Annotated in this window: 21 protein-coding genes; 17 read left to right on the forward strand and 4 right to left on the reverse strand. The window is 60.4% G+C overall.

What is annotated here, in order from left to right:
- Window positions 1–4 precede the first annotated feature (4 nt).
- From PPTH39_RS03220 to kch, 7 genes are all read left to right on the forward strand, one after another.
- Window positions 5–676, forward strand: coding sequence for an urease accessory protein UreE (locus tag PPTH39_RS03220; protein WP_095018078.1), 672 nt, complete (start codon window positions 5–7; stop codon window positions 674–676).
- Between the two features lie 21 nt (window positions 677–697).
- Complete coding sequence (locus PPTH39_RS03225) at window positions 698–1384, forward strand: urease accessory protein UreF (RefSeq protein WP_095000479.1); 687 nt, start codon at window positions 698–700, stop codon at window positions 1382–1384.
- 65 nt (window positions 1385–1449) lie between these two features.
- A complete protein-coding gene (gene ureG, locus PPTH39_RS03230; RefSeq protein ID WP_016781201.1) occupies window positions 1450–2097 on the forward strand; it encodes an urease accessory protein UreG in 648 nt (215 codons plus the stop codon).
- The gene (locus PPTH39_RS03235; RefSeq protein ID WP_095000480.1) at window positions 2094–3056 is read left to right on the forward strand and encodes an urease accessory protein UreD; all 963 of its coding nucleotides are present in this window, start codon (window positions 2094–2096) and stop codon (window positions 3054–3056) included. Before ureG ends, PPTH39_RS03235 begins: the two co-directional genes overlap by 4 nt.
- A gap of 190 nt (window positions 3057–3246) precedes the next feature.
- Window positions 3247–4227, forward strand: a complete 981-nt coding sequence (gene yut / locus PPTH39_RS03240) for an urea transporter (protein WP_095018079.1) — start codon at window positions 3247–3249, stop codon at window positions 4225–4227.
- A 27-nt stretch (window positions 4228–4254) separates the two neighbouring features.
- Complete coding sequence (locus tag PPTH39_RS03245) at window positions 4255–5313, forward strand: HoxN/HupN/NixA family nickel/cobalt transporter (protein WP_095000482.1); 1059 nt, start codon at window positions 4255–4257, stop codon at window positions 5311–5313.
- A 90-nt stretch (window positions 5314–5403) separates the two neighbouring features.
- Window positions 5404–6579 carry a voltage-gated potassium channel protein gene (gene kch / locus PPTH39_RS03250; RefSeq protein WP_095026517.1) on the forward strand — a complete coding sequence of 392 codons (1176 nt, stop codon included), beginning with the start codon at window positions 5404–5406 and terminating at the stop codon, window positions 6577–6579.
- 59 nt (window positions 6580–6638) lie between these two features.
- On the opposite strand, the gene crcB (PPTH39_RS03255) is transcribed toward kch, so the two are convergent.
- Both crcB (PPTH39_RS03255) and crcB (PPTH39_RS03260) read right to left on the reverse strand, forming a co-directional pair.
- The gene (gene crcB / locus PPTH39_RS03255; protein WP_095018080.1) at window positions 6639–7043 is read right to left on the reverse strand and encodes a fluoride efflux transporter CrcB; all 405 of its coding nucleotides are present in this window, start codon (window positions 7041–7043) and stop codon (window positions 6639–6641) included.
- Between the two features lie 15 nt (window positions 7044–7058).
- The gene (gene crcB / locus PPTH39_RS03260) at window positions 7059–7439 is read right to left on the reverse strand and encodes a fluoride efflux transporter CrcB (protein WP_095018081.1); all 381 of its coding nucleotides are present in this window, start codon (window positions 7437–7439) and stop codon (window positions 7059–7061) included.
- Window positions 7440–7687: 248 nt separating this feature from the next.
- On the opposite strand from crcB (PPTH39_RS03260), the gene PPTH39_RS03265 reads away from it, so the two are divergent.
- From PPTH39_RS03265 to PPTH39_RS03275, 3 genes are all read left to right on the forward strand, one after another.
- Window positions 7688–7990: a type II toxin-antitoxin system HigB family toxin gene (locus tag PPTH39_RS03265; RefSeq protein WP_095018082.1), complete on the forward strand. Its 303-nt coding sequence runs from the start codon at window positions 7688–7690 to the stop codon at window positions 7988–7990.
- A gap of 3 nt (window positions 7991–7993) precedes the next feature.
- Window positions 7994–8362, forward strand: a complete 369-nt coding sequence (locus tag PPTH39_RS03270) for a helix-turn-helix domain-containing protein (protein ID WP_130871582.1) — start codon at window positions 7994–7996, stop codon at window positions 8360–8362.
- A gap of 84 nt (window positions 8363–8446) precedes the next feature.
- Complete coding sequence (locus tag PPTH39_RS03275) at window positions 8447–8728, forward strand: hypothetical protein (protein ID WP_016781210.1); 282 nt, start codon at window positions 8447–8449, stop codon at window positions 8726–8728.
- Here PPTH39_RS03275 and PPTH39_RS03280 read toward each other — a convergent pair.
- Window positions 8725–11088: a DNA polymerase II gene (locus PPTH39_RS03280; RefSeq protein ID WP_095018084.1), complete on the reverse strand. Its 2364-nt coding sequence runs from the start codon at window positions 11086–11088 to the stop codon at window positions 8725–8727. The two genes, PPTH39_RS03275 and PPTH39_RS03280, sit on opposite strands and share 4 nt — an antisense overlap.
- A gap of 7 nt (window positions 11089–11095) precedes the next feature.
- Window positions 11096–11449 (reverse strand): hypothetical protein, encoded by a 354-nt coding sequence (locus tag PPTH39_RS03285; protein WP_165446478.1) that lies wholly within the window; start codon window positions 11447–11449, stop codon window positions 11096–11098.
- Between the two features lie 375 nt (window positions 11450–11824).
- Here PPTH39_RS03285 and PPTH39_RS03290 point away from each other — a divergent pair, with 375 nt between their 5' ends.
- Genes PPTH39_RS03290 through PPTH39_RS03320 form a run of 7 tightly spaced genes read left to right on the forward strand, consistent with a single transcriptional unit; the run spans window position 11825 to window position 17419 of the window.
- The gene (locus PPTH39_RS03290; protein WP_095000488.1) at window positions 11825–12733 is read left to right on the forward strand and encodes a transporter; all 909 of its coding nucleotides are present in this window, start codon (window positions 11825–11827) and stop codon (window positions 12731–12733) included.
- An 11-nt stretch (window positions 12734–12744) separates the two neighbouring features.
- Window positions 12745–13506 (forward strand): DUF2092 domain-containing protein, encoded by a 762-nt coding sequence (locus PPTH39_RS03295; RefSeq protein ID WP_130871798.1) that lies wholly within the window; start codon window positions 12745–12747, stop codon window positions 13504–13506.
- On the forward strand, window positions 13503–14000 hold the full coding sequence (locus tag PPTH39_RS23675; RefSeq protein WP_232527598.1) for a hypothetical protein: 498 nt from the start codon (window positions 13503–13505) through the stop codon (window positions 13998–14000). The genes PPTH39_RS03295 and PPTH39_RS23675 overlap by 4 nt, the downstream gene beginning before the upstream one ends.
- A gap of 24 nt (window positions 14001–14024) precedes the next feature.
- Window positions 14025–15005: an AAA family ATPase gene (locus PPTH39_RS03305; protein WP_130871583.1), complete on the forward strand. Its 981-nt coding sequence runs from the start codon at window positions 14025–14027 to the stop codon at window positions 15003–15005.
- Window positions 15005–15955 carry a DUF58 domain-containing protein gene (locus tag PPTH39_RS03310; RefSeq protein ID WP_130871584.1) on the forward strand — a complete coding sequence of 317 codons (951 nt, stop codon included), beginning with the start codon at window positions 15005–15007 and terminating at the stop codon, window positions 15953–15955. The genes PPTH39_RS03305 and PPTH39_RS03310 overlap by 1 nt, the downstream gene beginning before the upstream one ends.
- A complete protein-coding gene (locus PPTH39_RS03315) occupies window positions 15952–16440 on the forward strand; it encodes a DUF4381 domain-containing protein (protein ID WP_130871585.1) in 489 nt (162 codons plus the stop codon). The genes PPTH39_RS03310 and PPTH39_RS03315 overlap by 4 nt, the downstream gene beginning before the upstream one ends.
- Window positions 16427–17419: a vWA domain-containing protein gene (locus tag PPTH39_RS03320; protein WP_095026862.1), complete on the forward strand. Its 993-nt coding sequence runs from the start codon at window positions 16427–16429 to the stop codon at window positions 17417–17419. Before PPTH39_RS03315 ends, PPTH39_RS03320 begins: the two co-directional genes overlap by 14 nt.

Below are 17419 nucleotides of genomic sequence, written 5' to 3' on the forward strand. Positions count from 1 at the left end.
CGACGTGATTTTGATTGAACACATACTCGGCAACGCCAAGAAAGACCCGCACTGGCAGCACAAACTCGAAGGCGCCAAGGTTGACCTGCTGGTGCTCGACCAGCGTGAAGCGCAAAAAAGTCGCTGCCGGCGCACCAGCCTCGGCGGTCTTGACCTGGGCATTTCGCTGGAACGTAACGTGGTGCTTTCAGACGGCGATGTGCTGCTCTGGGATGAAGGCTCCAACACCGCCGTGGTGGTGCAACTGAACCTGCGCGACGTGATGGTCATCGATCTCAAGGAGCTGAAAAAACAGCCCCTGGACGTGCTGATCAAAACCAGCTTCGAGCTCGGCCATGCCCTGGGCAACCAGCACTGGAAAGCCGTGACCAAAAACAACGAGGTCTATATCCCGCTCACCGTCGAAACCAAAATGATGGACTCGGTGATGCGCACCCACGGCTTTCAACACCTGCCGTACGCTTTTGTTGGCGGCGCCGAAATCCTGCCGCTGCTGACCACATCCGAGGCGCGCCTGCTGTTTGGCGGTGCCGAAGAAACCGACACCCATGTTCACGTGGCCAGCCCGCAAGACAAGCTGGACGCTGCCGCCCTGAAGATCCAGGGCGTGCACAGCCATGACGCACACAGTCACAGTCACGACAACGGCCATACGTTTCACAGCCATAAGCACTGAACCCGGCAAGAAGGCGCATAGATGAACGCATCAGATCTAATTCGCATCATGCAGTTTGGCGATTCCGTATTGCCGGTCGGTGCCTTTTCGTTCTCCAACGGCGTGGAATCGGCCATTCAAAAAGGCATCGTCCACGATGTCCCGACCCTGAAGGGTTTTGTGCTCACCGCCCTCAAGCAGGCGGCCAGCTGTGACGGCATGGGTGTGGTCGCTGCGCACCGGGCTGCCGTGGCAGAAGACCGCGACGGCATTTTACGCGCCGACTGGGCGGTGAATAACCGCAAGCTCAATGAAGAAAGCCGGTTGATGGCCACGCGCATGGGCAAAAAACTGGCGGAAATGTCGATCCATGTCGTCGAAAAACCGCTGGTGCGCTGGTGGCTTGAACAGATCAAGGCCGGCAACGCGGCAGGCACCTACCCCGTCACCCAGGCCGTGGTGATGTCGACCCAGGGCATCGGTGCCCGTGAGGTCGTGGTGATGCACCAGTACGGCGTGGCCATGACCATCCTCAGCGCGGCCATGCGCCTGATGCGGGTCACGCACCTGGACACCCAGCACATCCTGTTCGAACTCAACCACGACATTGAAGCGTTCTGCGATATCGCCGAAGTCGGCGATATCGAGCAGATGTCCTCCTATGTCCCGATAGTCGATGTGCTCGCCGCCGTGCACGTCAAGGCACATGTACGGCTATTCATGAACTGACACCCCGGGCTGCGTCGGCATGTGTCGACGCAGCTTCCGCTCCCCTATCTGGTAAGGAAATAACCGTGAAAAAGATTACTCGTATTGGTATTGGCGGCCCGGTCGGTTCAGGTAAAACCGCGATCATCGAAGTGATCACTCCGATCCTGATCAACCGTGGCTACAAGCCCTTGATCATCACCAACGATATCGTCACCACCGAAGATGCCAAACAGGTCAAACGTACCCTCAAGGGTATCCTCGATGAAGACAAGATCCTCGGTGTGGAAACGGGTGCCTGCCCGCACACCGCCGTGCGTGAAGACCCGAGTATGAACATTGCCGCGGTCGAGGAAATGGAAGAGAAGTTCCCCGACAGCGACCTGATCATGATCGAGAGCGGCGGCGACAACCTGACCCTGACCTTCAGTCCGGCCCTGGCCGACTTTTATATCTACGTGATCGACGTCGCCGAAGGCGAGAAAATCCCGCGCAAAAATGGCCCGGGGCTGGTGCAGGCCGATATCCTGATCATCAACAAGATCGACCTCGCCCCCTACGTTGGCGCCAGCCTTGATGTGATGGAAAGCGACACCAAAGTGGTACGCGGCAACCGCCCGTATATCCTCACCAACTGCAAGACCGGTCAGGGCATTGAAGAACTGGTGGACATGATCGAGCACATGTTCCTGTTCGCACAAAAACCGGCGGTCAAAAGCGGGGTCAGTGCATGACAGCGCAGAGCCAGATCGTGAACAACCCGTCACGGCTACGCGCTCACTCACTCGGCATTGATGCGCCGGAGCTGTCGCAGTACCAGGACGAACCGGCGCAAATGCACAGCGGTGCCGTGGGTAAAAGCGGCTACCTGCGCCTGGGTTTTGAAAAGCGCGGTAACCGCAGCGTGCTGGCGGACATGGAGCGCCGCGTACCATCGCTGGTGCAACGGGCCTTGTATTGGGACGAGGAAATGCCCGAGCTGCCCTGTGTGACCATGATTTCAACTTCGGGCTGCGTGCTGCAGGGCGACCGCCTGGCCACAGATGTCAACGTGGGGGTGGGTGCCTGCGGGCACGTCACCACCCAGTCGGCGACCAAAGTGCATTCGATGAATGCCAACTACGCCTCGCAAATCCAGCACTTCACGATCGAAGAAGGCGGCTACCTGGAGTTTATGCCCGACCCGCTGATCCCCCATCGCAATGCACGGTTTATCACCGACACGCAAATCAGGATCCACCCCACGGCGACGGCCATCTACTGCGAAATCCTGATGTCGGGGCGCAAGTATCATCATGTGGATGAGCGTTTCGGCTTTGACGTGTACTCCTCCCGGGTGCGCGCCGAGAACCTCGAGGGTCGCGAGCTGTTTGTCGAGAAGTACATTCTTGAGCCAAAAAAAGAGAGCCTGGACGCCATTGGCGTGATGCAGACCTTCGATGTGTTCGGCAACGTGGTATTGCTCACGCCCAGGGAGCATCACGACCGGATTGTCGAGCGCATCCCGGCGCTGTTTGACATGCAGGCCGGGCTGGCCAGCGGGGTGACCCGCCTGCCCAACGACTGCGGGCTGATATTCAAGGTGCTGGGCAACGACAGTGGCGAGGTCAAGGCGCAAATCCGCGAGTTCTGGAAGGTGGCCCGCGAAGAAATCCTGGGTGTGACCCTGCAACCGGCGTTTTTGTGGAAGTAGCTGTGTAGCAGCTGCCGAAGGAACGAGGCTGCGTCCGGCGGCGCAGCCGTCGTAATTCCTGAGGACAGGGTTTGACTGGCACACCGCAGTGCCTGATTTTGCGACGGCTGCGCCGCCGAACGCAGCCTCGTTCCTACGGCAGCTGCTACGCAAGCTGATCCTGGCCAAATGCTCAATTGGGAGAGTCAATATGGAAGCTGCATCCAAGTGGTCGAAAATCGTGGATGGCAACGTCGTCCTTGAGTTTATCGACGTCACCCTGCGTGGTTGTGCTCAGGTCATGTTCCAGAATAACCCGCTGACCGGGCTACTGTTTTTTGCCGCCATTTTTGTCGGCGCGTTTGGCGAAGGCAACCCGGCCATGGCCTTCGGCAGTGTCCTGGGCACGGTCGTGGCAACCCTTACCGGTATGCACCTCAAGGACCGCACTTCCTGGAAGGCCGGCCTCTACGGCTATAACGGCTGCCTGGTCGGCGCTGCCCTGCCTACCTTCCTCGCCGTCACACCCATCCTGTGGCTGTGTATTATCCTCGGCAGCGTGGTCTCGGTAATCGTCACCATCTGCATCGCCGATATTCTGAAGACCTGGAAAGTCGCCGCCCTCACGGCGCCCTTCGTGCTGGTGACCTGGACCATGCTGCTGGCCAGCTATGCCTTTGGCGGCCTGAACACCAGCGCCCTGCCCGTGCCCAACCTGCCCCATGATCTGGTCGCGTACAACACCAGCCTGTTCGATGGTATAGACCTGTTCAAGAGCACGTTCTACGGGATCTCCGAAGTGTTCTTGATCAGCACGGTGATCGGCAGCGTGCTGTTTCTCGCCGGGTTGGCGGTGTCATCGTTGTGGGCCGCGGTGTTCGGCCTGCTGGGCTCGCTGCTGGCGGTGCTGGTGGCCGTGGTGCTGCAAGCCGAACACGCCAGCATCAATAACGGCCTGTATGCCTTCAGCGCCGTGCTGACTGCCATCGCCCTGGGTTCGACCTTCAACAAGCCCAGCTGGCGCGTGTTGATCTACACCCTGATTGGCGTGGTTTTCACTGTATTTGTGCAAGGCGCCTTGAATACAGTACTGGCCCCGGTTGGCATCCCGACATTGACCATGCCCTTTGTACTGGCTTCCTGGCTGTTTCTGGTGCCCAACAAAGACGTCATGCCGGCCCACCGTCAATAATTTCGATCCCTTTGCCGGAGTCTTTCCATGACCGCGATTGCCTACCCCCTGACAAATGCCGAGCCGTCGAACACCACACGGCGCGCCATTTATCTGCTTACCGGCCTGATCGTGGCCAACCTGCTGGCTTGGGCCTGGGCCTTTATCGAGTTCGGCAACAACCCGGTCTTGATGGGCACCGCATTGCTCGCGTACGGCTTCGGCCTGCGCCACGCCGTGGACGCCGACCATATTGCCGCCATCGACAATGTCACCCGCAAGCTGATGCAACAGGGCAAACGCCCGATAGCCGTAGGCACCTGGTTCTCCCTGGGGCATTCGACCATTGTGGTGCTGGCGTCTTTCGCGATTGCGGCCACGGCAATGGCGTTCAAGGACGATATGGAGTGGTTCCATGAAACCGGCGGCCTGATCGGCACCCTGGTGTCCTCGGTATTCCTGCTGCTGTTCGGCGTGCTCAACCTGGTCATCCTGATCTCGGTGTACAAGAAGTTCAAACAGGTCAAGGCCGGCCACACCCTGCCCCCCGAAGAACTGGACCTGATCACCACCCACCAGGGTGGCCTGATGGCGCGAATTTTTGGTCGGGTGTTCAACCTGGTTAACAAAAGCTGGCACATGTACCCGGTGGGCTTTCTGTTTGGCCTGGGCTTTGACACTGCCACCGAAATCGGCTTGCTGGGCATCAGCGCCACCAGCGCCTCCCACGGCATCAGCCTGTGGTCAATCATGGTGTTCCCGGTGCTGTTTGCGGTGGGCATGGCCCTGATCGATTCACTGGACAACTTCGTGATGATCGGCGCCTACGGCTGGGCGTTCTCCAAACCGGTGCGCAAGCTTTACTACAACATCACCATCACTGCCGCCTCGGTGGTGGTGGCCCTGTTTATCGGCGGTGTCGAAGCGCTGGGGCTGATTGCCGAAAAACTGCAACTCACCGGCGGGATATGGACGCCGATCAATGCCATCAGTGAAAACTTCGGCGAGATTGGCTACTGGATCATCGGGATGTTTGTCCTGTGCTGGCTGATTTCGGCCCTCAATTACTACATCCGCGGCTATGACCAACTGCCTGCCAACGCCTGATCAGAGGCTCAAGCACACGGGCTGCTGGTGGCAGCCCGATAAACCTGACCTACACTCCCCTCACCCCTTAACTGACGCGTCGTAGGTGCCATGACTTTATTACAGGACGTAAAAAATCGGATCTCCTTTGCCTATGGAGTCGCCTTGCTGGTTGCGATCAACGGCTTTCTTTTGTTTCTGCCGGTGCTGGAACGTGGCGTTGCCCATGCCAATGCCAAATCCGGCTCCTTTGATACCTGGAAGGAGGCATTAAGCTTTTTAGCCTTGCTGGAAATCCCCGGGTTTGTGGTGGGGCTTGTACTCCTGCTGATGTCACTGGGGCTGTTGATCAAGTCACGCATCAGCTGGTTTTTTTCCCTGCTGCTGCTGGTGGCCACGGTCTGCGTGGATTTTTTCATTCTGAAAAAACCTGACGGCGTGACCTTCTTCTCGCTGGTCACCATTGCCGTGCTGGCCTTCTATTGGCGCCGTTTTGACCACTACAGCCTGGCCTCGGGCAGCTTCTTTGCGGTGGTCAGCATCGCCTCACTGATCGTCTACAGCACGCTGGGCACGCTCTACATCGGTGATGGCTTTGCACCGCCGGTGACGGACCTGCCATCGGCGTTCTACTTCGCCATCGTGGTGATGTCCACCGTAGGCTTTGGTGACATCGTCCCGCATACCACCGATGCGCGTTTTTTCACCCTGACAGTGATCATCCTGGGCATCACCATCTTCGCGATTTCGGTGGCGTCCATTGCCGGCCCGCTGATCAGCAACAACATCCAACGTATTGTTAAAGGCAGGATTACCCATATGGCGCGTAAAAATCACTACATTCTCGTTGGCGTTGGTTCCCTGGCACAAAACGTCTACAAAGGTCTGACCGATCGCGGCGAACACGTCACGGTGGTATGCGTGGCCGGCAGCCAGCATGACCTGCCGGAAAAGGCCGATATCATTGAAGGTGACCCGTCGGCCGCGTCGACCCTGAAACTGGCCGGTGCAGCGGACGCCAAGTACATCGTCACCCTGTGCGACAGCGACGCCGAAAACGTGTTCACCATCCTCGCGGCCAAGGAAGTGGCAGGCGACGAAACCCAGATCATCGCACTGGTCAACGAAACGCGGAACATGCCCAAGGTCAAACGCGTCAACCCGACCATGGTGCTGTCGTTGCCATTGCTGGGCAGTGAGTTGCTGGTGCGTACCCTGCAGGGCGATCAAATCAACAATGATCTGATCACCGAGATGTTCTTCGGCAAGCGTACGTCTTTGGCCTGAGACATGGCAGGATAAAAAAAGCCCTCTGACGAGGGCTTTTTCATGGGTGCTGCAAGGGCCTATTGCGGGGTATCGGATGCAGGCAGCGGCGTAACCTTGGCCCCGGCAATCAGACCCAGTTCGACGGCAGCAAAACCGATTACCAGGCTGATCACCAGATAGCAGATGGAGACAAAAACACTGCCCGGGTCTTGCATCATCTCGACTGCGCCAAACACGAAACTGGAGAACGTGGATAACCCGCCCATGATCCCGGTGCCGACCATCACGTGCACGTACTGGTTGATGCGGTTGCTCTTGAACAGCGACGTGGCCACGCCCAGCAGGAACGCGGCGACGATATTGGCGACAAAGATATCCATGGGAAAACCATCGGCCAGGCGCGGCACCGAGAGCATGACGAACTCGCGGCACATGGCGCCGAACGCACCACCGACGAAAATCAGAATAATCATGTTGAGCATGGTGTGACTCCTGAGTCAGCGCGCCAGCCAGGCGCCGAAAGCGGCGGCGGCCAAGCCGACCAGTACCGAGATGATCAGATAACCTGCGGCCCATGCACGATCCCTGGCCTTGGCCAGTTTCGAGGCATCCAGCTGCATGCTGCTGAATGTGGTGTAACCGCCCAGGATACCGGTGAGCACCGCGGCGCTGAGGAAGTCGCCGTAGCGGTCGCGCCAGTCCACGGTAAACAGGATGCTCAGGTAACCGATTACAAAGGCGCCGCTGACGTTGATCAAAAATGTACCCAGCGGAAACGGCCCCTTATAGAACTGCCCTACCCGCAAACCGATCCACCAGCGCAACAGCGAGCCCAGCCCGCCCCCCAGCCCGACCCAGAAAACATCCAGCGCAGTCATGAAAGTCCCTCTCGTGTCTGTTGGTGAGTGGGGGAAACTCTAGTTCATAAAACAGCGGGCGGGCATGACTTGGGCCGGGTCTTTCGCTGTTACAGAAGAGTCCATGCCGGGGGCAGTGAGGCCTGAATGGCGCAGCTCATATTTGCTCAAGCTTTCAAACTGGCGCTCCTGAGAGTTGCAGGGTATTTGAGCAGCACAGGACGTAAAGCCAACTTGCAAAAGTCCCATCATGGGACCAGGATCGTTTTATGAGAATCATCGCAGTCAGTCAGCTCAAGATTTTTTGGCAACAGCACCCAGGCTCAGAGCAATCCTTCCTCTGCTGGATAGATGAAGCGAAAAAGGCAAACTGGCAAACGCCGGCCGACATCAAGGCGCCGTTTCGCCATGCCAGCATTCTCAAGAGCAACCGGGTCGTGTTCAACATCAAAGGTAACGACTATCGGCTCGTGGTAGCTGTGGCCTACCGCTTCAGCGCCATCTATATCAAATTCGCAGGCACTCACCAGCAGTACGACGCCATCGATGCCAACACCGTGGAAATGGAGTAAGCCATGAATATTCGTCCAATTCGCACCGAGCAGGACTACAAAGACGCACTGAAGTCGGTTTCGCCGCTGTTCGACAATGAACCGCAGCCCGGGACACCTGAGGGCGATTACCTGGAGGTCATGATCACCCTGATCGAAGCCTACGAAGCCAAGCACTTTCCCGTCGACCTGCCCAACCCGGTGGATGCCATCCGCTTCAGGATGGAGCAGTCCGGGTTGTCAGCGGCTGACCTGGTGCCTGCGATCGGCCGGCAGAACCGGGTGTATGAAGTGCTCAACGGCAAGCGCTCCCTGACCCTGCCCATGATCTGGAAGCTGCATGAGATGTTTGGCATCCCGACAGAGAGTCTGATCAAGCCGGTCAAGTCGTGACCGTCGGGGCAGGCAAAATCATGGGCGCGGGTGAAAAGGAGTACCATGCCCTCCGGCTTCATCCTACCGCCCCATGGAACCCCTATGTTTCCCAACGCTGAACGCTACAACCACTCCACCGAATACGCCAACAAACTGGTCGACCGCATCGGCCAGACCCCGGCCTGGATTGCCCTGCGCCTCGGGGTCACGGAAAAACGCATGCGCTATATCCTCGCTGGGTCCCGCACGATCAAGGGCGACACCACCGAAATCCTGATGAGCTATGCCGAGCAGTTCTGCCTGGAATGCCTGGCCGCCGAAGCCAAGGCCGCCAAGGATCGTGCCCGCTCCAAGGCCGCCGCCAGCCCTGCCAGCGACGCTTAGAACAACCCCAGTTGCCCGCCCACCAGGGCGCTGAAATTGTCATCGACAAACACCAGAATCGCGTCGGCCACCGGTTGCAGCTGACGCGACAGATAGTGCTCGTAATCCACTTCTGCGGTGCGGTTCTCCAACGGCTGGGGGCCGGCCACGGTGATCACGTAGCTGATCGTCCCGCCATTCTGGTACTGCCGGGGCCGCCCCTGCCGGTCGTTATACTCATCGGCCAGCCGCGCCGCCCGCACATGGGGCGGCACATTGCGCTCGTAATCACTGAGCGGGCGGCGCAGGCGCTTGCGGTAGATCAGCAGTTCATCATGCTCACCCGCCAGGGTGGCACGCACAAAGTCACGCACGTAGGCCTGCCAGGGCTGACGATTGAAGATGCGCAGGTACAACGCCTGCTGGAACTGCCGGGCCAGCGGTGACCAGTCGCTGCGCACGGTCTCAAGCCCCTTGTAGACCATCTCCCGACGGCCGTCGGCGTGCACCACCAACCCCGCATAGCGCTTTTTGCTGCCCTCTTCGGCGCCACGAATGGTGGGCATGAAAAAGCGGCTGTAGTGGGTCTCGAATTGCAGCTCCAGTGCGCTGGTCAGCCCATACTCGTCACGCACATGGGCCTGCCACCAGTCGTTGACGTACTGCACCAGCTCACGGCCGATACTCGCCGCGTCCTCCTCACTGTGCTGACTGCGCAGCCAGACAAAGGTGGAGTCCGTGTCGCCATAGATCACGCTATAGCCCCGGGCCTCGATCAGTGCCCGCGTCTTGAGCATGATTTCATGCCCGCGCAGGGTGATCGAGGATGCCAGCCGCGTATCAAAAAACCGGCAACCGCTGGAGCCCAGCACCCCGTAAAACGCATTCATGATGATTTTCAGGGCCTGTGACAGGGGCGCGTTTTTGTCCCGCTTGGCCACTTCGCGCCCCTTGGCCACGCGCTCGATAATGGCCGGCAAGCAATGCCGGGTGCGAGAGAAACGCGCACCGCGAAAGCCCGGTACCGAGGTTTCATCGCCAGGCTCGCGCAAGCCTTCAACCAGCCCCAGCGGGTCAATCAAAAAAGTGCGGATAATCGACGGGTACAGGCTTTTGTAATCGAGCACCAGCACCGACTCATACAACCCCGGCTCGGACTCCATGACAAAGCCGCCGGGGCTGGCCTGGGGCGGTTTGTCCCCCAGATTGGGGGCGACAAAGCCCTGACGGTGCATCAACGGCATATACAGGTGATAAAAGGCCGCCACCGAGCCACCGCTGCGATCGGCCTCCAGCCCCGTGACCGAGGCGCGCTCCAGCAAAAAGGTCAGCAGCTCGGTTTTCGCGAAAATCCGCGTGACCAGTTCGCAGTCCTTGAGGTTGTAGCGCGCCAACGCAGGCTTGTCGTGGGCGAACATGCGGTTGATTTCGTCCATGCGCTGATACGGCGTGCTGATGTCCTTGCCTTCGCCAAGCAGGGTCTGGGCGACGTTTTCCAGGCTGAAAGACGGGAACGACCAAGTCGCTGAGCGCAACGACTCGATGCCGTCAATGATCAAGCGGCCCGCAGCACTGGCGAAAAAATGGTTTTTGCGACTGCCATGTTCGCGCCACTGCATTTCACTGCTGCCACGCCCCAGCAGCAACGGGATACCAAGGCGCCGGGCATGCTCGTGCAACACCCGCATGTCGAACTGCACCACATTCCAGCCGATGATCGCGTCGGGGTCATGCCGGGCCATCCACTGGTTAAGACGCAGCAACAGGTCGCCGCGGCTGGCGCAGAACTCCAGGTCGAAATCCACCGGGGTATCGGCCGCGGTGGCCTTGCCCAGCATATACACCTGGCGCTGGCCACAGCCCTCGAGGGCAATGGAATACAGATCGCCCTGCTCGCTGGTTTCAATATCCAGGGACACCAGTTTCAACCGTGGCCGGTAGTCGGGATGCGGCTTGATCCGGGCGTCCAGCAGCGGGCCATCGCCCTGTACACGGCCGCCAAAGCTCACCGGCGCAGTGATAAAACGCTCCATCAGGAACCGCTCCGGCGGGCGTATATCGGCCTCGTACACATCGACCCCGGCGCGGCGCAGGCGCTGGGCGATGTCCATCAACTGGGCATGCTGGCGGCAGTAGAGGCCGATCACCGGGCGCGACTGAAAATCACACAGCGCCAACTCACGCCATTCGATATCGCGCTCGTTCTGCAGCAGAGCCTGGGCCTGGCCAAGCTGAATCTTGGGGATAAACGCGGTGCAGGTTTGGTAAGGCAGGCGCACCTGCTGCGGCCCGTCATCGGTGGCCAACCAGAAGTCGACCTCGATACCCGACGGCGTATCACGCCAGTGCCGGGTCAGGACAAAGCCCTGCCTCAAGTCCATTACGCGGTTACAGGCATGTCGCCAGCATCGCCAGGCGGCGCATGGCAGCAGCATCACCCGGCTGTTGGGCGTAGTAGCTCACTGCCGTGCCGGTGCCCTGGGGCGTCAGATCGGCAAAGGACTCGGCGCCACGGGTGTAGACGGTCTGTTTGCCAGCCTTGTCGTTATTGATATAGGCACTGGCATCGACCCCGAACACGCTTTCATCCTGCCAGGAAAACTTGATGCATTCGGCGACCAGCGCCGTGGCTTTTTCCGAAGCCAGCACCCGGGTCGGGGCCTGGCTACGGGCAGTGTCCATCGCAGGAGACACACAACCGGCCAGCATGGCCAGACTCATGACGCTAATCAGCATTCGCATTGGATAGCCTCTGGATAAAGGTCAATACGATATCACGCAGCCAGTGCTCATAGGTGGCTAAATAACCAGTAGTCCGCTGAATGGGCTTGGTCCCATAGAGAAAATATGTCGCCGGTATTGCAGTTAAAACCACCGGGGACAAATCCATTCCTGGGGGTGGCTACAGCAAAAGCAAAAATTTGAACAACACCAACCCTGCTCCCCGAGCGCAACACCTATAACCGCTCGTCATTTAAAAGAGACCCAGCCCACAGAATCAGCAGCATTTGCGTCACCAGCCAGCGAATTTCGCGGTTGCTGCTAGCTTCAGTAAACAAATAAACACGCCGGGCATCGGACGATAAACCGCCAAAGAGCGATTGAAGGAGCACTACGATGGGAGCAAGTACCGCTCGCAAGGCCAGCTTTACCGCCCTCACCCTGATCCTGACGCCGCTGGCGGGCTGGGCCGACAACGCCCGTGACTGGCAAAACACCCCCACCGACCTGAACATGCTGTTCGGCTATTACAACCGCGTCGACTCCAATACCCCCATCGACACCTCGCTACCCATCGACGGTCTGTCCCTCAATGCCGACCTGTATATCCTGCGTTATGCCCGTAGCTTCGGTATCGACGGGCGCAACAGTGCCTTCGAGATCCTGCAGCCTTACGCCGATCTATCCGCATCATTCGACAACGCCCGCTATTTCACCGGTACCAAACACAACGGTGGCATGGGTGACACCCAATTGGTGTTCGCACACAACATCTTTGGCGGCCCCGCCCTGAGCAAGGAGGAGTTCGCCAAATGGACTCCCGAGACCTTTCTCACGGCAGCCCTGACAGTCACCACCCCCACCGGCGACTATGACAAGAACCGGGTGATCAATATCGGTGCCAATCGCTGGGTGTACAAACCCGAGCTGGGTTTCGGCACCCCAATAGGCCCCACCTGGCTGGAGATCAACACCATGGTGTCGTTGTTCGGGTCCAACGATGAATACCAGGGCAACAGCAAGCTCGAACAAAAACCCCTGTATGCCATCGAAGGCCATTACAGCTACGACTTCAACCGCGCCCTGTGGGCTTCGCTGGACGCCACCTATAGCCGGGGCGGCGAGACAAAAATTGACGGCGACTGGCAGGACAACAAACAGGAAAGTACCCTGGCAGGCGCCAGCATGGGCTTTATGCTCACCCCCCAATTCGGCGGCCTGCTGGCCTATACCGACACCGTGAGCGAGCGTAAAGGCTCACCGGATATCGCCACCTGGACGCTGCGCATGCAGTACGTCTGGTAAGCGTCGTGACCATGCCTCGGGTACGTCGCGTAGTGCCAGGCCTGTTACTGGCCCTTGCCTTGCACGCCCATGCCGGCGACCCGTCCGCCATCGAGCCCGCGGCTGTGCAGGCCCTGGAGCAGATGGGCAGTTACCTGCGCAGCCTCAAGCAGTTTGGCGTCGAGGCCCGCAGCCAGACAGACCAGGTACTGGATAACGGCCAGACCGTCGAATTTCGGCACACCACCCGACTGCTGGCCCAACAGCCGGACAATCTGCTGGTCTCGGTGGACAATCAGGGCATACACCGCACCCTCTATTACAACGGCAAGCGCTTCACCCTCTACCAGAGCCCCAGCCCCTACTACGCAAGCGCCCCCGCCCCGGCGAACATCAACGCACTGATCGACCTGCTCAATAGTCGCTATGGCATCGAGTTGCCGCTGGCCGACCTGTTTCGCTGGAACGCCAACATCGTCAGACAGGCCGGTTTGCGTTCGGCCGTGCTGATTGGCAGTGAGACGCTGGACGGCCAGCGCTGTGATCATTACGCCTTGCGTCAGGATGCTATCGACTGGCAGCTGTGGCTGCGTGAGGGCGAACAGCGCCTGCCGTGCCGCCTGACCATCACCCGCCGCGACATACCCGAGCAGCCGCGTCACAGCGTCGACTTTACCTGGCAGCTCACACCGGCAATCAGCGCCCACAGCTTTGATTTTGATCCGCCCGCAGGTGCCCAGGAAGTGCCGTTGCAGTGGGCCCCGAGCAAATACAGCCTGGAGGCGCAACCATGAAGCGTCTGCACTGGCTGTTCTGTGGCGTGCTCAGCGCCTGCCTGCTGCACACCTCTGTCGCCCTGGCCTGGCAACTGCGCGGTGGTGGCGGCGCACGGACTTTTGTGCTGCCGCACACTGGCGGACACCCAGCGCCGCACCCCATGCCACAGCCGCATCCACAGCCGCATCCACAGCCGGGGCCGCCCCCCTACCCGCAGCCGGCCCCCCAACCGCATCCCTACCCGGCACCACGGCCCATGCCACCTCCGCCACGGCCCTTGCCTGCGCCACCACCACCGGACAACTGGTATCACCCGTGGGCAGCCGCCGCCGTGGTCGGTGCAACCACGGCCACGGCAATAGCCATCGGCTCGCAAGTCACCAGCGTGCCTGCGGACTGCGTATCGGTCGTGGCCAACAATGTGGCGTATCAACACTGCGGACCAACCTGGTATCAGCCCCGCTATGTGGGTGGCAACGTGCAGTTTGTGGTGGTCCCCGCCCCCTGGTAATCGTGCTCAAGCAAGGAATGCTTTATGACAGCGCTCAACGATCTGAATGCCCTGCAAGCCAGCATCGCCGAAGCGGTATTGGGCCAGGACGAGGTTATCCGCCAGATCATCGTCGGCTTGCTGGCCAACGGTCATCTGCTCCTCGAAAGCCTGCCGGGTTTGGCCAAGACCCGCACCGTCAAGGCGTTGGCCAGGCACCTGGAGGCGCAGATGAGCCGTATCCAGTTCACCCCTGACCTGCTGCCATCGGACATCACCGGCGCCGAGGTGCTGCACCAGGTGGACGGCCAGAACCTGATCCGTTTTCAACCCGGGCCTTTGTTCGGCAACCTGATCCTGGCCGACGAAATCAACCGCGCCCCGGCCAAGGTGCAGGCGGCCCTGCTTGAAGCCATGGAAGAACGGCAGATCACCGTCGCCGGCAACAGCCACCCGCTGCCCACACTGTTTATGGTGCTGGCTACGCAAAACCCCATCGAACAGGAAGGTACCTACCCGCTGCCCGAGGCGCAGATGGACCGCTTTGTGATGAAAGTGCTGCTCGACTACCCAAGCCCGGCAGATGAATCCCGGGTGCTGCGCATGCTGCGCGCTGAGGAACAGGTGCAGCACGCCACGGCCGATACAGCCCCGCCGTTTACCCTGGGTCAGGAGGTGATTTTCGCGGCTCGCCGCGAAGTCGCCACAGTGGCCGTGTCCCCCGCCATCGATGCTTACCTGATCGACCTGATCAACGCCACCCGCCGTCCTGCCGACTATGACGCCGATCTGGCCCGCTGGATCAGTATCGGCGCCAGCCCCCGCGGCGGTCTCGGCCTTGACCGCTGCGCCCGTGCCGACGCCTGGCTGCGCGGCCAGGCCTTTGTCACCCCGGACAACGTGCGCGCCGTGGCGTATCCGGTACTGCGCCACCGCCTGCAACTGAGCTACGACGCCGTGGCCGATGGCGTCAGCGCTGATCAGGTACTGCAACGCATACTCGACAAAGTCGCGATACCTGCCTGATGCACGCCCAACGGCAGGAGGCCGACGGCCTGGTATACGTCTCGCTTGCGCAACTAATGGCGCTGGAGTTCAAAGCGCGGGCGTTGAGTTTTGTCGCCCGCCAACCCCACGGCAGTATCCTCTCGGGCAACCATGCTTCGCGCTTGCGTGGCCGCGGCCTGAATTTTGACGAACTACGCCGCTATCAACCCGGTGACGACCTGCGCCACCTCGACTGGCGCGCCTCATTGCGCACTGGCAAGCCAGTGGTGCGTACCTTTACCGAAGAATGCGACCGCCCGGCCTTGATCGTGGTCGACCAGCGCATGTCGATGTTTTTTGGCTCCAGCCGCAGCTTCAAATCCGCCACCGCTGCCGAACTGGGTGCACTGGCCGCATGGATGGTGTTCAACACCGGTGACCGGGTGGGCGCCCTGGTATTCAACGATCAACGCATCGACAGTATTGCCCCGCTGCGCAGCCGCAAACGGGTGGAGGCGTTGTGCAGCAAAATTGCCCGGCAAAACCAGGAACTCAATGCCACTCAACCGGACTGCGAAGACGCCGATCAACTGGACAAGGTCCTGCAACATTGCCTGGCCATCGCCGGTCACGACCACCTGATTTGCCTGATCAGCGATTTCGCCGGGGCCGGGCCGCACACCCTGCAGTTGCTGCGCCAACTGGCAGTGCACAACGATGTCATCGCCATGCAGGTTTACGACCCATTGGCGCTGGACCTGCCCGATACCGGGCGCTTGCTGGTTACCCAGGGCCAGTTGCAAGTGGAGCTGGCGGTAGAGCACGCACACGTACGCCAGCCGCTGGGCGACTTCCTCAGCGGGCGCTTCAAGGACATCGCCAGCCTGCTGCGCCGCAGCCAGGTGCCGCTGATGATGTTCAGTACCGCGCAGGATACTCACAGCCAGCTGCGAATCGAACTGGGCAAACTGGGCGGGGCGCGGCCATGACCAGTCCTATCCCCAGCATTGACCAACTGCAAACCCTGGCCCTGCCTGCACCTGTCAGCTACCTGCCGCAGACCTGGGGCTGGTGGGCCTTGCTTGGGGTTGTGCTGACCGGCCTGGCGGTCTGGGCGGCACGCGCCTGCTGGCAGTGGCGGCGTGACCGCTACCGGCGCGAGGCCTTGCAACGGCTGGCACAACTGCGCGCGGCCAACGATCCGCTGGGCACCTTGCGCGAACTGCCCACGCTGCTTAAACGGGTGGCACTGTCCATGCCCGTCCCGCAGGCAGCGGCGCCTCTGCAGGGCGAGGCCTGGCAGGACTTTTTACAACACCACGGCCCACCGCCTGTGCCCGAGGATTTCAGCCAGCAACTGGCGTTTCTGGCCTACGCCCAGGATGAGCAATTGCTCGCCCTGCCCGCCGCACAACGCCAGCAGTTGGTCGACACCTGTACACGCTGGGTGGAGCTGCACCATGTGGCAGTTTGATTATCCCTGGTTGCTGCTGTTGCTGCCCTTGCCGTGGTTCGGCTACCGCTGGCTGCCCGCATACCGCGAAGCCCGCAGTGCGGTACGCGTGCCATTTTTCAACGCCATGAGCCGCGCTGTCGATCAAGCACCACAGATCGCAGGTGCGCAGCACAACATCTGGCAATTGCTGCTCAACCTGCTGGTGTGGACATTGCTGGTGGTGGCCGTGGCCAGACCGGTATGGGTCGAAAAACCCATCGAGCGCCAGCAACCGGTGCGCGACCTGATGCTTGCCATCGATATCTCTCAATCGATGCAAACCACGGATTTCACCGACGCCAGCGGGCAGAGGATCGACCGCCTGAGCGCGGTCAAACACGTGGTGCAGGACTTTATTGCCCGGCGCAAGGACGACCGCATCGGCCTGATCCTGTTTGGTAGCGCTGCCTACCCGCAAGCGCCCCTGACCCTCGACCACGCCAGCCTGTCGCTGCTGCTGGACGACACCGGCATCGGCATGGCCGGGCCCGACACCGCTATCGGCGACGCCATCGGCCTGAGCCTGAAACTGCTCGACCAGGCCCACGAGCAGGAGAAAGTACTGATCCTGCTCACCGACGGCAACGACACCAGCAGCGCCATCCCCGTGCCCCGTGCCGCGGCCATGGCGGCGGCCAAAGGGGTAGTGATCCACACCATCGGCATAGGCGACCCGGATGCCGACGGCGAAGCCAAGGTCAACCTGGCCGCCCTGCAGAGCATCGCCAAAAGCACCGGCGGCCAGTACTTTCGCGCAGAAGACCGTGACAGCCTGAACCAGGTCTACGCCACCCTCGACCAACTCACCCCGCACAGGGTGCAAACCTTCAGCCACCAGCCCAAACGTGACCTGTTCTGGTTGCCCGTAGCGGCCGCCATCAGCCTGATAGCGCTGTATCATCTGCTCGCACTGCTGGCCTCACGGCGCCACCCGCGCTCACCACCGCGGGAGGCCTGA

This window comes from Pseudomonas bubulae (assembly GCF_900618535.1).
Classification (GTDB): domain Bacteria; phylum Pseudomonadota; class Gammaproteobacteria; order Pseudomonadales; family Pseudomonadaceae; genus Aquipseudomonas; species Aquipseudomonas bubulae.

Excerpts from the sequence above, each read along its gene's own strand:
- PPTH39_RS03235 (WP_095000480.1), top strand. The coding sequence starts at position 2,094 with ATGACAGCGCAGAGCCAGATCGTGAACAACCCGTCACGGCTACGCGCT.
- PPTH39_RS03305 (WP_130871583.1), top strand. The coding sequence starts at position 14,025 with ATGACAGCGCTCAACGATCTGAATGCCCTGCAAGCCAGCATCGCCGAA.
- PPTH39_RS03275 (WP_016781210.1), top strand. The coding sequence starts at position 8,447 with ATGTTTCCCAACGCTGAACGCTACAACCACTCCACCGAATACGCCAAC.
- PPTH39_RS03320 (WP_095026862.1), top strand. The coding sequence starts at position 16,427 with ATGTGGCAGTTTGATTATCCCTGGTTGCTGCTGTTGCTGCCCTTGCCG.
- PPTH39_RS03310 (WP_130871584.1), top strand. The coding sequence starts at position 15,005 with ATGCACGCCCAACGGCAGGAGGCCGACGGCCTGGTATACGTCTCGCTT.
- PPTH39_RS03285 (WP_165446478.1), bottom strand. The coding sequence starts at position 11,449 with ATGCGAATGCTGATTAGCGTCATGAGTCTGGCCATGCTGGCCGGTTGT.
- PPTH39_RS23675 (WP_232527598.1), top strand. The coding sequence starts at position 13,503 with ATGAAGCGTCTGCACTGGCTGTTCTGTGGCGTGCTCAGCGCCTGCCTG.
- yut (WP_095018079.1), top strand. The coding sequence starts at position 3,247 with ATGGAAGCTGCATCCAAGTGGTCGAAAATCGTGGATGGCAACGTCGTC.
- PPTH39_RS03225 (WP_095000479.1), top strand. The coding sequence starts at position 698 with ATGAACGCATCAGATCTAATTCGCATCATGCAGTTTGGCGATTCCGTA.
- kch (WP_095026517.1), top strand. The coding sequence starts at position 5,404 with ATGACTTTATTACAGGACGTAAAAAATCGGATCTCCTTTGCCTATGGA.
- PPTH39_RS03245 (WP_095000482.1), top strand. The coding sequence starts at position 4,255 with ATGACCGCGATTGCCTACCCCCTGACAAATGCCGAGCCGTCGAACACC.
- PPTH39_RS03280 (WP_095018084.1), bottom strand. The coding sequence starts at position 11,088 with ATGGACTTGAGGCAGGGCTTTGTCCTGACCCGGCACTGGCGTGATACG.
- crcB (WP_095018080.1), bottom strand. The coding sequence starts at position 7,043 with ATGCTCAACATGATTATTCTGATTTTCGTCGGTGGTGCGTTCGGCGCC.
- PPTH39_RS03270 (WP_130871582.1), top strand. The coding sequence starts at position 7,994 with ATGAATATTCGTCCAATTCGCACCGAGCAGGACTACAAAGACGCACTG.
- crcB (WP_095018081.1), bottom strand. The coding sequence starts at position 7,439 with ATGACTGCGCTGGATGTTTTCTGGGTCGGGCTGGGGGGCGGGCTGGGC.
- PPTH39_RS03265 (WP_095018082.1), top strand. The coding sequence starts at position 7,688 with ATGAGAATCATCGCAGTCAGTCAGCTCAAGATTTTTTGGCAACAGCAC.
- PPTH39_RS03295 (WP_130871798.1), top strand. The coding sequence starts at position 12,745 with ATGCCTCGGGTACGTCGCGTAGTGCCAGGCCTGTTACTGGCCCTTGCC.
- PPTH39_RS03290 (WP_095000488.1), top strand. The coding sequence starts at position 11,825 with ATGGGAGCAAGTACCGCTCGCAAGGCCAGCTTTACCGCCCTCACCCTG.
- PPTH39_RS03315 (WP_130871585.1), top strand. The coding sequence starts at position 15,952 with ATGACCAGTCCTATCCCCAGCATTGACCAACTGCAAACCCTGGCCCTG.